Genomic DNA, 11,741 nt, shown 5'->3' with positions numbered 1-11,741 from the left:
CCGCGCCGCGCCAAAACCCCCCCGGCCCCCAAATAGTTCGACATGCCGATACCTTTGTCCCGGCGCGGGCCCCCGGGGGGGGGGGCCCCCCGGGGGGCCCCCACGGCCGGGCAGCGTGAACGGGCTCACGGCCAGGTCGAACTCCCGTCCCGCGACGGCGGGTTCGGGTCTGCCGCCGGGCGGCGTGAAGCCGTGCCCGCCCATCCGGAGGCCCGGCACGATCCCGTTCCACGGCTCCTGCGGGCCGGGGGTGCCGCTTCCCTTCTGCCGGGATCTCATCGTCCGGAGCCTTCCTTCGTGGTGCGGCTGCTACTCGCCGGTGCGGCCGTCGAGGTGTTCGCGGAGGAGGTCGGCGTGGCCGTTGTGGCGGGCGTACTCCTCGATCATGTGGGTGAGGATCCAGCGCAGGGACCAGCTCTGCCCGCCGTCGGGGCGCAGGTGCCCGAGGACGTCCAACGACGGGGCGGCGGCGACGAGTTCCCGGGCGTGGGCGCACTCGCGGCGCCAGATGCCGAAGGCCTCGTCCGGGTCGGCCTCGTCGGCGTCGAACTCGGCGAAGCTGCCGTCCGGATGCTTCCAGAAGCCGGGGCGGGCCTCGTCGTTGAGGGCGTTGCGGAACCAGCTGCGCTCGACCTCGGCGAGGTGGCGGGTCAGGCCGAGCAGGGAGAGCGTCGAGGAGGACAGCGGGCGGGCGCGGAGCTGGGCGGTGGTCAGCCCGGCGCACTTCATCGCGAAGGTGTCGCGCTGGAAGTCCAGGAAGGCGGTCAGGGTGGCACGTTCGTCGCCGGCCGAGGGGGGCTCGGTGCGGGCGGCGTCGGCGAGGTCGTAGGCATCCGTCATCGGGCCATGGTGGCAGGGCGGACACCGGCCCGGCACGGGAATCAACGGTCCGCCAGCCAGGCCAGGGCGGCCTCGACGCTCTCCGCGACCGGGACGCCGGCCGGAGCCGGCGGGCGGTCCACGACCACCACGGGCAGGCCGAGTTCGCGGGCCGCGGTGAGCTTGGGCGCGGTGGCCGCGCCGCCGCTGTCCTTGGTGACCACGACGTCGATCCGGTGCTCGCGCAGCACCGCCCGCTCGCCGTCCAGGGTGAACGGGCCGCGGTCGAGCAGGACGTCCAGCGAGGCGGGCAGCGGCGGCTCGGGCGGATCGACCGAGCGGGCGACGAAGTGCAGGCCGTCCAGGTGGGCGAAGGCGCCGATGCCCTGCCGGCCGCTGGTGAGCAGCACCCGCCGGCCGAGGGACGGCAGCAGGCGCGCCGCCGCGGCGAGCGAGGGGACGCGGTGCCAGCGGTCGCCCGGCACCGGCGCCCAGCCGGGGCGGCGCAGGGCGAGCAGCGGTACGCCGGTCGCCGCGGCGGCCTCGGCGGCGTTGCGGGACATCGCGGCGGCGAACGGGTGGGTGGCGTCCACCAGCGCGTCCACCCGTTGGGCGCGCAGCCAGGCGGCGAGGCCGTCGGGGCCGCCGAAGCCGCCGATCCGCACCTCTCCGGCGGGCAGCCGGGGCTCGGCGACCCGCCCGGCGAGCGAGCTGGTGACCCGCACGGCGGGCCGCCCGGCCGCCAACGCGGAGGCGAGGGCACGGGCCTCGGTGGTGCCGCCGAGGAGGAGGACGTGCGTCATCGGGCGATTCCCCCGCTCACGCGCCGCAGGGCTCGTGCGGGCGCTCGCGGTCCGCGGAGTAGAGGTGGCTGTCGCGGAACTGCCCGGCGCCGAGCGTGCGCCCGACGAGGATCACCGCGGTGCGGACCACGCCCGCCGCCTTCACCTGTCCGGCGATGTCACCGACGGTGCCGCGCAGCACCAGCTCGTCCGGCCGGCTGGCCATCGCGACCACGGCGGCCGGGCAGTCGGCGCCGTAGTGCGGCAGCAGCTGCTCGACCACGTCGTCCACGTACCCGGCGGCCAGGTGCAGCACCAGCAGGGCGCCGCTGCGGCCGAGGGTGGCGAGGTCCTCGCCCGGCGGCATCGGGGTGGCACGCTTGGCGATCCGGGTGAGGATGACGGTCTGGCCCACCGTCGGCACGGTCAGTTCGCGCTTGAGCGCCGCCGCCGCGGCGGCGAAGGCCGGCACGCCGGGCACCACCTCGTACGGCACCCCGGCCGCGTCGAGCCGGCGCATCTGCTCGGCGACGGCGCTGAACACCGACGGGTCGCCGGAGTGCAGCCGGGCGACGTCCTGTCCGGCGGCGTGCGCGCGGACCAGCTCGTCGGTGATCGCGTCGAGGGTGAGGTTGGCGGTGTCGACCAGCCGGGCGCCCGGCGGGCACTCGGCGAGCAGCTCGCGCGGCACCAGGCTGCCGGCGTACAGGCAGACCTCGGCGCGGGCGAGGATCCGCTGGCCGCGCAGGGTGATGAGGTCGGCGGCGCCGGGGCCGGCCCCGATGAAGTGGACGGTCACGGGGCGTTCTCCTCGGAGGTGGGGGGCGCGGGCGCGGTGGCGGGCTTGACGACGGACCACTGGGTGACCGGCATCGCCTGGCGCCAGCCGGTGAAGCCGCCGACCGGGACGGCGTGCGCCACGGTGAGCCGCAGCAGCTCCCCGCCGTGCCGCCGGTACCGGTCGGTGAGCAGTGCTTCCGACTCCAGGGTCACCGTGTTGGCGACCAGCCGGCCGCCGGGCGCCAGCGCCGCCCAGCAGGCGTCCAGCAGACCGGGCGCGGTGAGCCCGCCGCCGATGAACACCGCGTCGGGCGCGGCCAGCCCGGCCAGCGCCCGCGGGGCGGCGCCGGTGACCACCCGCAGCCGGGGCACGCCGAGCGCGGCGGCGTTGCGGGCGATCCGCTCGGCCCGCACCGGGTCGCGTTCCACGGTGACGGCCCGGTTGTCGCGGTGGGCCCGCAGCCACTCGATCGCGATCGAGCCGGAGCCGCCGCCGACGTCCCAGAGCAGTTCGCCGGGGACGGGCGCCAGGGTGGCCAGGGTGGCGGCGCGCACGTGCCGCTTGGTCAGCTGGCCGTCGCTCTCGTAGGCGCCGTCGGGCAGACCGGGGACGACGGGGGTGCGCGGGCCGTCGGCGGGGAGCTCGACGGCGATCACGTTGAGCGGGTCGCCGGGCGGGTGCGGCCAGCCGTCGGCGGGGCCGTCGAGGAGCCGTTCGCCGGGGCCGCCGAGCTGTTCGAGGACGTGCAGCCGGGCGGCGCCGTGGCCGCTCGCGGAGAGCAGCCCGGCGACGGCGGCCGGGGTGGCGGCGCCCGCGCTGAGCACGAGCAGCCGGCGCCCGGGGTTGAGGGCGAGCCGCAGGGTGTCGAGCGGGCGGCCGACCAGGCTGACCACCTCGGTGGCCTCCAGCGGCCAGCCGAGCCGGGCGCAGGCGTACGCGACGGAGGAGGGGTGCGGCAGGACGCGCAGCCGCTCGGGTCCGGCGGTCTCGGCGAGGGTGCGGCCGATGCCGTAGAACATCGGGTCGCCGCTGGCCAGTACGGCGAGCGGGCGTCCGGCGTAGCGGTCGAGCAGTCCGGCCACGGCCGGGCGCAGCGGGGACGGCCACGGCACCCGTTCGGCGGCCACCTCGTCCGCGGGCAGCAGGTCGAGCTGCCGGGGGCCGCCGATCACGGCGCCGGCCGCCCGCAGCGCGGCGCGGGCGGTGCCGGCGAGCCCGGGCCAGCCGTCGGCCCCGATCCCGACGACGGTGATCGGGGGTGGCTGCTGGGGCACCGGTGGGCTCCTCGGGGCGGGTCGGCGGTGGGTCGTCGCCGGGTCGTCGTCGGCTCGGCGGCTGATCGCCGGCGGGCCGGGGACCAGGGTGTGGGCAGCCTACCTGGCGGTATCCGGCGGCCGGTGAGCCAGGGTGCGGGCCCGGTCGCAGCGGGTTAGCGTCGTGCCGGGAACACCTCCGGGGGGACCTCAGCACGCAACGGAGGACAGCATGTCCGAGTCAGCGGTCCCGTACACCACCAACAACGCCGGCGTCCCGGTGCCGAGCGACGACAACTCGCTCACGGTGGGCAGGGACGGCCCGATCCTGCTCCACGACCACTACCTGATCGAGAAGATGGCCCAGTTCAACCGGGAGCGGGTGCCGGAGCGGGTGGTGCACGCCAAGGGGGCCGGGGCGTACGGCGTCTTCGAGACGACGGAGGACGTCAGCCGGTTCACCAGGGCGACCCTGTTCCAGCCGGGCCGGCGGACCGAGATGCTGGCCCGTTTCTCGACCGTGGCGGGCGAGCAGGGCAGCCCGGACACCTGGCGCGACCCGCGCGGCTTCGCGCTGAAGTTCTACACCGAGGACGGCAACTACGACCTGGTCGGCAACAACACGCCGGTCTTCTTCGTCCGCGACACCATCAAGTTCCAGGACTTCATCCGCTCGCAGAAGCGCCGCCCGGACAACGGTCTGCGCGACCACGACATGCAGTGGGACTTCTGGACGCTCTCGCCGGAGTCCGCCCACATGGTCACCTGGCTGATGGGCGACCGGGGCATCCCGAAGTCGTACCGGCACATGAACGGGTACGGCTCGCACACCTATCTGTGGGTCAACGGGGGCGGCGAGCGGTTCTGGGTGAAGTACCACTTCAAGACCGACCAGGGCATCGACTTCCTCACCCAGGCGGACGCCGACCGGCTGGCCGGCTCGGACCCCGACCTGCACCGGCAGGACCTCTGGGAGGCCATCGAGGGCGGCAACCCGCCGTCCTGGACGCTGTACGTGCAGGTCATGCCGTTCGACGAGGCGCCCGACTACCGCTTCAACCCCTTCGACCTGACCAAGGTCTGGCCGCACGGCGACTACCCGCTGATCCGGGTCGGGACGATGACGCTGAACCGCAACCCGGAGGACTACTTCGTCCACATCGAGCAGGCCGCCTTCGAGCCGGCCAACCTGGTGCCGGGCATCAGCGTCTCGCCGGACAAGATGCTGCTCGGCCGGATCTTCTCCTACCCGGACACCCACCGGTACCGGATCGGCCCCAACTACGCGCAGCTGCCGCCGAACCGCCCGCACGTGCCGGCGCACTCCTACGCCAAGGACGGGCCGATGCGCTTCGACCCGGCGCGGACGGCGAGGCCCTACGCGCCCAACTCCTACGGCGGGCCGGCCGCGGACCCCCGGCGCTACGACGACCCGTCGGCCGGCTGGCACAGCTCGGGCGACATGGTGCGCGAGGCGTACTCGCTGCACAGGGAGGACGACGACTGGGGGCAGGCGGGCACCATGGTGCGCAAGGTGCTGGACGACGCGCAGCGCGACCGGCTGGTCTCCAACATCGTCGGGCACCTCCAGGGCGGGGTGAGCGATCCGGTGCTGGAGCGGGCGGTGCAGTACTGGCGCAATGTCGACAAGGCGCTGGGCGACCGGATCGCCAAGGGCGTCGGCAAGGCCTGACGGCGCCCTGCCGTCCTCCGCCGCTCCCGCCGCCGGGGGCGCGGGTCCGCCGGGCCCGCGCCCCCGGGCCGCGTTCTCAGCGCCGGCGCCAGTCGCCGGAGGCGATCAGCGCCGGGCGGGCGCGCAGCCGGGCGGCGGCGGCCGGTCCGGCCAGGTACACCCAGGCGTCCGCCGTCGCGCCGTCCGCCGTCCGGACGGTGAGCCGCTCGCGCACGTACGCGCCGAGGCCGTCCGGCCGGCAGTCCTCCAGCCGGTCCAGCGCCGCGAGCGCCCGCGGGTAGGCGGCCGGGTGGACGGTGACCAGCTCGCCGCTGATCCGCCGCCCCGGCGCGGGGTCCGGTACGGCGTAGGGGAACCCGGGCCCTTCGTGCAGCGCCGCGCCCTCCAGCACCGCCGCCCGCACCTCGGCGCACCGGCCGGCGAGGAAGGCGGCGTGGTTGCGCTCCCCGGTGAGCAGGGTGCCGTAGACGAAGAAGGGCAGGGCGGCGGGTGCGGCGGGCACGGGGGTTCCTCCTCGAACGGGGGGCCGGTGGAAACGTCGATGGTGCCCGTTCGGTGATACCCACTGGCGCGCGGGGTGCCCGATGCGGTGTCATGGCGGGTACACCTGCCAGCACCGTCCAAGGGGGACACCCGTGACAGCTCCCGCCGAGCGCGGACCGGCCGCGCCCGCGGACGCCCCGCCCGCCGGCCCCGCTCCCGCCGCGGCGCGGCTCGGGGCGGGCGTGTGGGTGGCGCTGGCCGTCGTCTACGTGGTGTGGGGCTCGACGTACCTGGCGATCCGGATCACGGTCGAGACGATGCCGTCCTTCCTCTCCGCCGCCGCGCGCTTCCTGACCGCCGGACTGCTGCTCGCCGGGTTCGTCGCCGTCCGCCACGGCCGCTCCGGCCTGCGGGTGGACCGGCGGCAGCTGGGCTCCTCGGCCCTGGTCGGCGGCCTGCTGCTGACCGGCGGCAACGGTCTGGTGGTGCTCGGCGAGACCTGGGTCCCCTCGGGCCTGGCCGCGCTGCTGGTCGCCGCCGTACCGCTGTGGATGGTGCTGCTGACGGCGGCGGGCGGTGACCGGCCGAAGCCGGCCGAGCTGGCCGGGGTGCTGCTCGGACTGGTCGGCCTGGCCGTGCTGTCCGTCCCCGCGGTCGGCGGGGACATCGCGCCCGCCGGGGTGGTCGCGATCCTCTGCGGCACCCTCACCTGGGCGTTCGGCTCCTTCGCGTCCAAGCGCATCCGGATGCCCGCCAACGTCCTCGCCGCCAGCGCCTACCAGATGCTGGCCGGCGGGCTCGGCAACGCGCTGATCGGACTGGCCCGCGGGGAGCAGCACGGCCTGCACCCCGGCGACATCTCCACCCGCTCCTGGCTGGCGCTGGGCTTCCTGGTGGTGTTCGGCTCGCTGGTCGCCTTCACCGCGTACGCCTGGCTGCTGCGCTCGGCCCCGCTCACCCTGGTCGCCACCTACGCCTATGTGAACCCGGTGGTGGCCGTGCTGCTGGGCCGGCTGGTGCTGGCCGAGCCGCTGACCGGCCCCACCCTGCTGGGTGGGGCGATCGTGGTCGCGGGCGTCTGCCTGGTGGTGAGCGTCAGCCGGCTGTCGGCGCGCCCGTCCGCCCGAAGGTCCGCACGGTGACCCCGTTGGGGAAGACCCGGGAGTCCGTGAGGGTGAAGGTGTGCGGGGCGAAGCCCGCGCGGAACAGCGGCACCCCGGCGCCGATCGCCACCGGGGACTGCTTGACGATCAGCTCGTCGATCTCCGGCAGCAGCCGGCCGGCCAGCTCGCCGCCGCCGCAGAGCCAGATGCCGAGGCCGTCCTGCCGCTTGAGCTCCCGCACCACGTCCAGCGGGTCGGCCGCGGTGACCTCCACGGCGGGGTCGGGGCTCTCGCCCAGGCCGCGTGAGAAGACGATCTGCCGCAGGTGGGCGTAGGGGCTGGTGAGGCCCACGGCCAGCCCCGGCTCGTAGGTGCCGCGGCCCATGACCACGGTGTCGAAGCGCCGGTTGGGCGCCTCGGCGATCCCCAGCGCGGCCCGGCCGGGGGTCGGCACCGTCTCCGGGTACTCGGTGCACAGGTGGGAGAGGAATTCCCCGCCGACGTACGGCATGAGGAACTGGTAGTCGCCGTCCGGGGCGGCGATGAAGCCGTCGACGGTGGTGCCGACGTAGTACGTGAGCTTTCGCATCCATGTCCTTTGTTCGGATCGACTTCGGTCGGACCGACTCCGTTCGGATCGATCAACCACGACAGTTATAGTACTTCGTCTGTAGTGGTTGCAAGAGATTTCCTGAGGGAGCTTCAGCGATGGCCCAGAACCCCGCCCGCCGTGCCGCGCTCACCGACGCGGCCGTCGACGTCCTCGCCGAGCAGGGGGCGCGCGGACTCACCTTCCGCGCCGTGGACCTGCGGGCGGGCGTCCCGGCCGGTACCGCGTCCAACTACTTCACCGGCCGCGAGGACCTGCTCGACCAGACCGCCCGGCACGTGCACCACCGGCTCACCCCCGACCCGGTGATCATCGGCGAGCTGCTGCGCGCGCCCCGTGACCGGGCCCTGGTCACCGCCCTGATGCACGACCTGGTGCGGCGCATCGACGCCGACCGCTCCGGCTACCTCGCGCTGCTGGAACTGCGCCTGGAGGCCACCCGCCGCCCGGACGTGCGCGCCCGGCTCACCGCCACCGTCCGCGAGCAGCTGGACGCCAACATCGCCTACCACCTGGACGAGGGCCTGCCCGGCGACCGCGAGACCGTCGTCGTCCTCTACCTCGCGATGACCGGCCTGCTCGTCGAACACCTCACCCTGCCCGGCGTGCTCGGTCCCGACGCCCTCCCGGCCCTGGTCGACACCCTGGTCGCCCGCACCGTCCCGGAGGCCTGATCAGACCTCCGGGAGCATCTCCCGCACCGCCGCCTCGACCAGGTCCGCCCGCGCGGACACCGCCGCCGCCGGAACCTCGATCAGCCGGTAGCCACGTGCCCGGTAGACCTCCTCGTGCAGCCGCTCGAAGGCGAGCGCGTCCGCGAGCGAGATCCGGCGGGCGGCGGTCCGCTCGACGAAGCCGAGCCCGCGGACGAAGAACACCTCGCGCCGGTAGGTGGCCTCGGTCCCGATCCGGTCCAGTTCCGCGGTGAGCGCGGGCGAGGCGGGGCGGCCGAGGAAGATCCTGAGCGCCTCGGTGCAGACCGGGGAGCGGTCGTGGAACCGGACCGCCCCGGCCGCGGCCGACGGCCCCGCCGCAGCGCGGGCCCGCTGCACGCCCGCCACCTCGTCGACGAAGCCGGCCCGCTCCCACGGCGCCGCCTCCCCGGCGGCCTGCCGCCGGGCGATCACGTCGGTCGCGGCCTCCCGCACGACGTCGTGGCCGCGCCGCGCCAACTCCTCGAGGAGCGTGGTCTTCCCGGACCCCGGGGTGCCGGTGAGGATGAACCGTCGCACGGTGTGTCGCCGTCCTCTCAGACGAAGCGGATGTGGCGCGCGCCGACGGCGGCGCGGCGCAGCCGGGCGCGCAGCGGGCCGTCGGTGTCGGGGGCGAGCGCCAGGCCGGCGGAGGCGGCGAGGCGGCCGGCGACCTCGGAGACGGTCAGCCGGTCGGTCCGCACGTGCTCGCCGAACGCGGGGCCGCTCAGCCGCTCCAGGCAGTGGTCCAGTCGGGTGACCGCGAAGGACTCCCGGCGCAGCGGCGCCTCCTTGCCGGCGATCAGCTGGACGGCCCGGCCGCCGCCGCGCTCGCGCAGCCGCCGCAGCACCACCTCGCGCTCCGCGAGCAGCGCGAAGTGCCGTACGTCGTGGCCGCGTTCGCGCAGCCGGCCGACCGTCTCGGCGAAGTGCCCGGGCTCGGTGACCGTCATCGGGACGATCACCGTGCCCCGGTGGCCGGCGAGCGTGCGATCCAGCACCTCGAACACGCCCTGGCGCCAGGCCGGCAGGTCCCGGAAGTCGCCGCGCAGCGGCTTCGGGGTCATCCGGTGCAGACCGAAGCCGACCTCCTCCGGGTCGCAGACGACACTGCCGGGCAGCCGGCGCAGCAACTCGTGCGCGACCTGCGTCTTGCCGCCGCCGAACGGGCCGTTGATCCACAGGAGCATGCCCGCCAGCCTACGCGGGCGGCCTCGGTCCGCGGGGCCGGACCAGGTGGCGAGCAGGGTGCTCAGGGTGGCGCCCGCCGCGCACGCCCCGGCCCCGGTCCGGGATCCGCCGAGTGCCCGCGCCGGAGCGGATCATTCGACTACCATCCGTCGGGTGCCCGGCCCGGAGGGGGAGCCGGCGCCGGGACCGGGGGAGCGGTATGACGAGCACGCGGACGGCGACGGCCACCGGGGCGGGCCCCTCGGCCGCCCCGCCACCGGCCCTGTGGCGGCAGCGGAACTTCGCCGCCCTCTGGTCCGCCCACACCGTCAGTCAGTTCGGCACCCAGCTGAGCCTCTTCGTACTGCCCGTCCTCGCGCTCGCCACCGTCGGCGCGACCCCCGGCCAGCTCGGCCTGGTCTCGGCGGCCGAGACCCTGCCCTTCCTGCTGGTCGGCCTGCCCGCCGGCGCGCTGCTCGACCGCTGGGACCGGCGGCGGGTGATGGTGGCCGCGGACGCGGGCCGGGCGGTCGCGCTCGGCGCCGTCCCGCTCGGCCACGCGCTGGACGTGCTGAGCGTGCCGCTGCTCTGCGCGGTCGCCTTCGTCACCGGCCTGTTCACCGTCTTCTTCGACATCGCCGACCAGGCCTTCCTGCCCGAGGTCGTCGGCCGCCGCCAGGTCGCGGACGCCAACGGCCGCCTGGAGTTCTCCCGTTCGGCCGCCGAACTCGCCGGACCGGGCCTGTCCGGCCTGCTGCTCCAGTGGGTGACGGCCCCGCTGGTCCTGCTCGCCGACGCGGCCAGCTACCTCGTCTCGGCGCTGCTCCTCGGCGCGATCCGCCCCCCGAGGCCGGCCGCCGCCCCGGCCGCCGGGGCGGACCCGCGACCGCCCGCGGCGCCGGAACGGATGCGCACCCGGATCGCCGAGGGCCTGCGGTTCGTGCTGCGCCACCGCGCCCTGCGCTCGCTCGCCCTGGCCACCGCCGTCGCCAACCTGGCCGGGCTCGGCGGCGCGCTCAGCGCCCTGCTGCCCGCCTTCGCCCTGCGGGACCTCGGGCTCTCACCCGGCCGGCTCGGCCTCGCGCTGATGCTCGGCAACGCCTGCGCCCTGCTCGGCGCGCTGTTCACCGCCCGGCTGGTCCGGGTGCTGGGCCTGGGCCGGCTGCTGCTGGCCTCCCGGTTCCTGCCCTGCCTCGGCGTGCTGCTGCTCGCCACGGCCGAGCCGGGCCGGGCCGTCCCCACCCTGGCGGCGGCGGCCGGGCTGATGGCCTGTGGCATCACCGCCTACAACATCGCCCAGGTGAGCCTGCGGCAGGCGGTGACCCCGGCGGCGCTGCTGGCCCGGATGAACGCCTCGGTGCGCTTCGTCATCTGGGGCACCCTGCCGCTGGGCGCTGCCGCCGGGGGTCTGCTCGGGTCGGCGGTCGGTACGCGTCCGGCGCTCTGGGTGGTCGCCGGGGTGGCGCTGCTCTCCCTGCTGCCGCTGCTGCTGACCCGCGAGGTGCGCGCGCTGCGCGACTTCCCGGACGACGTGGAGGAGTGACGGCCGGTCGGCCGGGGCGGGCCGGCCCGCCGGGTGAGGCCGGTCAGCCGAGGTAGGGCGGGCGGCCGGCCCACCAGTGGCCGGGGGCCTGCGGGGCGCGGCTGGTCCAGAACTCGATCAGGCCGGAGACGAACTCCTCGGCGGAGAGCGTGCCGTCGCCGTCCAGGTCGAGCCGGTGGAACGCCTCGTCCGCGTCGTCGCGGGAGAGCGCGGAGAAGTGGCCGCGCTGGAAGACGAAGAACTCGCCCGCGTCGACCGTCCCGCTGCCGTCCACGTCGGCGATGGCCAGGAAGGCCTCGGCGAGCGCCCCGAACACGGTCCGCGCGGCCACCGGGTCGTCGGCGAGCGCGCGGGTGGAGGCGACGAACTGCCGGCGGCTGATCGCGGTGGTCCCGATCGGCAGGTGGGAGACGTGCAGGTCCCGCCAGATGGCGAGGTAGGCGGCGACGATCCGCTGCTCGGCGCGCGAGCCCTCGGCGTGGCCCAGCGAGCGGGCCACCGCATGGCCCATCAGCACGTGGTCGTGCTCGGTCAGCAGGCCGTCCCCGTCGGCGTCGAGGTGGTCGAAGCCGTGGTTGATCCTCGCGAGCAGCAGTTCCTCGGACACGTCTCCCCCGGCTGGTCGTTCCCGGCAATCACAACGGAGTTCAGGCGCAACGGTCGGACGCAGCACGCTAACCCGCCGGGTGCCGGGCGCGCAGCCGAAGCCGCGAAGTGGCCGGCGCAGGGCCGGCGGCGCCGGGGCCCGCCGGCTGACCGGCCGGCCGGTCGGCCCGCCGGGTTGCTCGCCCGGGAGACCGGGCGGGACGTCC

General features: G+C 75.7%; 13 protein-coding genes. 4 read left to right on the top strand and 9 right to left on the bottom strand.

All coding sequences use genetic code 11. The features are described from left to right. Window positions 1–309: 309 nt before the first annotated feature. From ACFVUH_RS00495 to cbiE, 4 genes are read right to left on the bottom strand one after another with little or no spacing between them, the layout of a single operon-like run. Complete coding sequence (locus ACFVUH_RS00495) at window positions 310–840, bottom strand: DinB family protein (protein ID WP_387910159.1); 531 nt, start codon at window positions 838–840, stop codon at window positions 310–312. A gap of 41 nt (window positions 841–881) precedes the next feature. Beyond that, on the bottom strand, window positions 882–1,622 hold the full coding sequence (locus ACFVUH_RS00490; protein ID WP_387910157.1) for a cobalt-precorrin-6A reductase: 741 nt from the start codon (window positions 1,620–1,622) through the stop codon (window positions 882–884). Between the two features lie 16 nt (window positions 1,623–1,638). Continuing rightward, window positions 1,639–2,400, bottom strand: coding sequence for a precorrin-4 C(11)-methyltransferase (gene cobM / locus ACFVUH_RS00485; protein ID WP_355373691.1), 762 nt, complete (start codon window positions 2,398–2,400; stop codon window positions 1,639–1,641). After that, window positions 2,397–3,656, bottom strand: a complete 1,260-nt coding sequence (gene cbiE, locus ACFVUH_RS00480; protein WP_387910154.1) for a precorrin-6y C5,15-methyltransferase (decarboxylating) subunit CbiE — start codon at window positions 3,654–3,656, stop codon at window positions 2,397–2,399. Before cbiE ends, cobM begins: the two co-directional genes overlap by 4 nt. Window positions 3,657–3,867: 211 nt before the next feature. Between cbiE and ACFVUH_RS00475 the strand changes: the two genes are divergently transcribed. After that, the gene (locus tag ACFVUH_RS00475) at window positions 3,868–5,328 is read left to right on the top strand and encodes a catalase (RefSeq protein WP_387910152.1); all 1,461 of its coding nucleotides are present in this window, start codon (window positions 3,868–3,870) and stop codon (window positions 5,326–5,328) included. 76 nt (window positions 5,329–5,404) lie between these two features. On the opposite strand, the gene ACFVUH_RS00470 is transcribed toward ACFVUH_RS00475, so the two are convergent. Further along, complete coding sequence (locus ACFVUH_RS00470) at window positions 5,405–5,830, bottom strand: gamma-glutamylcyclotransferase family protein (protein WP_355373699.1); 426 nt, start codon at window positions 5,828–5,830, stop codon at window positions 5,405–5,407. Window positions 5,831–5,963: 133 nt separating this feature from the next. Between ACFVUH_RS00470 and ACFVUH_RS00465 the strand changes: the two genes are divergently transcribed. Continuing rightward, window positions 5,964–6,953 carry an EamA family transporter gene (locus ACFVUH_RS00465; protein WP_387910150.1) on the top strand — a complete coding sequence of 330 codons (990 nt, stop codon included), beginning with the start codon at window positions 5,964–5,966 and terminating at the stop codon, window positions 6,951–6,953. Here ACFVUH_RS00465 and ACFVUH_RS00460 read toward each other — a convergent pair. Further along, window positions 6,907–7,503, bottom strand: coding sequence for a dihydrofolate reductase family protein (locus tag ACFVUH_RS00460; RefSeq protein ID WP_355373702.1), 597 nt, complete (start codon window positions 7,501–7,503; stop codon window positions 6,907–6,909). The two genes, ACFVUH_RS00465 and ACFVUH_RS00460, sit on opposite strands and share 47 nt — an antisense overlap. 119 nt (window positions 7,504–7,622) lie before the next feature. Between ACFVUH_RS00460 and ACFVUH_RS00455 the strand changes: the two genes are divergently transcribed. Continuing rightward, window positions 7,623–8,198, top strand: a complete 576-nt coding sequence (locus tag ACFVUH_RS00455; protein ID WP_355373704.1) for a TetR family transcriptional regulator — start codon at window positions 7,623–7,625, stop codon at window positions 8,196–8,198. Here ACFVUH_RS00455 and ACFVUH_RS00450 read toward each other — a convergent pair whose 3' ends face one another. Further along, window positions 8,199–8,756: an AAA family ATPase gene (locus ACFVUH_RS00450; protein WP_387910147.1), complete on the bottom strand. Its 558-nt coding sequence runs from the start codon at window positions 8,754–8,756 to the stop codon at window positions 8,199–8,201. It abuts the gene before it with no gap. Window positions 8,757–8,773: 17 nt separating this feature from the next. Continuing rightward, window positions 8,774–9,406, bottom strand: coding sequence for an AAA family ATPase (locus ACFVUH_RS00445; protein WP_387910145.1), 633 nt, complete (start codon window positions 9,404–9,406; stop codon window positions 8,774–8,776). A 200-nt stretch (window positions 9,407–9,606) separates the two neighbouring features. Here ACFVUH_RS00445 and ACFVUH_RS00440 point away from each other — a divergent pair, with 200 nt between their 5' ends. Beyond that, a complete protein-coding gene (locus ACFVUH_RS00440; RefSeq protein WP_387910143.1) occupies window positions 9,607–10,929 on the top strand; it encodes an MFS transporter in 1,323 nt (440 codons plus the stop codon). A gap of 43 nt (window positions 10,930–10,972) precedes the next feature. Here the strand turns inward: ACFVUH_RS00440 and ACFVUH_RS00435 are convergent, their stop codons facing one another. Next, window positions 10,973–11,536: an EF-hand domain-containing protein gene (locus ACFVUH_RS00435; protein WP_355373716.1), complete on the bottom strand. Its 564-nt coding sequence runs from the start codon at window positions 11,534–11,536 to the stop codon at window positions 10,973–10,975. Window positions 11,537–11,741: the final 205 nt, after the last annotated feature.

The organism is Kitasatospora sp. NPDC058032 (genome assembly GCF_042885845.1).
In the GTDB taxonomy this organism is placed as follows: Bacteria; Actinomycetota; Actinomycetes; order Streptomycetales; family Streptomycetaceae; genus Kitasatospora.
This window is presented reverse-complemented; position numbering and strand designations above follow the sequence as displayed.

Bases quoted from the DNA above. Each gene is read 5' to 3' on its own strand.
- ACFVUH_RS00495 (WP_387910159.1), bottom strand. From the start codon at position 840: ATGACGGATGCCTACGACCTCGCCGACGCCGCCCGCACCGAGCCCCCC.
- ACFVUH_RS00490 (WP_387910157.1), bottom strand. From the start codon at position 1,622: ATGACGCACGTCCTCCTCCTCGGCGGCACCACCGAGGCCCGTGCCCTC.
- ACFVUH_RS00475 (WP_387910152.1), top strand. From the start codon at position 3,868: ATGTCCGAGTCAGCGGTCCCGTACACCACCAACAACGCCGGCGTCCCG.
- ACFVUH_RS00460 (WP_355373702.1), bottom strand. From the start codon at position 7,503: ATGCGAAAGCTCACGTACTACGTCGGCACCACCGTCGACGGCTTCATC.
- ACFVUH_RS00455 (WP_355373704.1), top strand. From the start codon at position 7,623: ATGGCCCAGAACCCCGCCCGCCGTGCCGCGCTCACCGACGCGGCCGTC.
- ACFVUH_RS00445 (WP_387910145.1), bottom strand. From the start codon at position 9,406: ATGCTCCTGTGGATCAACGGCCCGTTCGGCGGCGGCAAGACGCAGGTC.
- ACFVUH_RS00440 (WP_387910143.1), top strand. From the start codon at position 9,607: ATGACGAGCACGCGGACGGCGACGGCCACCGGGGCGGGCCCCTCGGCC.